This is a genomic window from Parabacteroides acidifaciens (genome assembly GCF_003363715.1).
GTDB classification, from domain to species: Bacteria; Bacteroidota; Bacteroidia; order Bacteroidales; family Tannerellaceae; genus Parabacteroides; species Parabacteroides acidifaciens.
On record NZ_QREV01000134.1, the window covers coordinates 1 to 713 of the forward strand.

Here is a 713-nt window from a genome sequence, read left to right on the forward strand (position 1 = left end):
CGATAAATCAGAATTTAGAAGCGTTGGCAAAGCAACTCTATGATTACTGGTTTGTGCAGTTTGACTTTCCAGATGAAAACGGAAGACCATATAAATCAAGTGGTGGTAAGATGGTTTGGAATGATAAGTTGAAAAGGGAAATTCCGGAAGGATGGGATGATGGAATACTTATCGACATCGCAAATATAACAATGGGACAATCTCCTGATGGCTCTAGCTATAATGAAGTTGGAGAAGGTATGCTCTTTTATCAAGGAAGCACGGATTTTGGTATGAGATTTCCTTCGGTTAGACAATACACAACAGCACCTTCTCGATTTGCAAAGAAAGGTGATATACTAATGAGTGTTCGTGCTCCAGTTGGATCTATAAATATTGCAAATAATGACTGTTGTATAGGTCGTGGTTTATCTGCAATTAATTCAAAATTAGGCTCTATATCACACTTGTATTATATATTAAATGATTTGAGGATTGCTTTTGACCAGAGAAATGCGGCTGGTACAACATTTGGGTCTATTACTAAAGAAGACCTATATAGTCTGCCTATTATTATTCCTTCAGATGAAGTTATTAGAGCCTTTGATAAGATATGTTCCCCTATGTTTGATAGACAAATGATTTTAGGAGAAGAAATAGATATTCTTACTAAGCAACGCGATGAACTTCTCCCTCATTTGATGAACGGTCAAGTATCGGTAAATTCTGATTTA

The 713-nt window shown here is 36.0% G+C and carries 1 protein-coding gene; it reads left to right on the forward strand.

The annotated features are described in order from the left end of the window. On the forward strand, positions 1 to 713 hold a 713-nt coding region (locus DWU89_RS20455), incomplete at both ends, for a restriction endonuclease subunit S (RefSeq protein WP_244205968.1).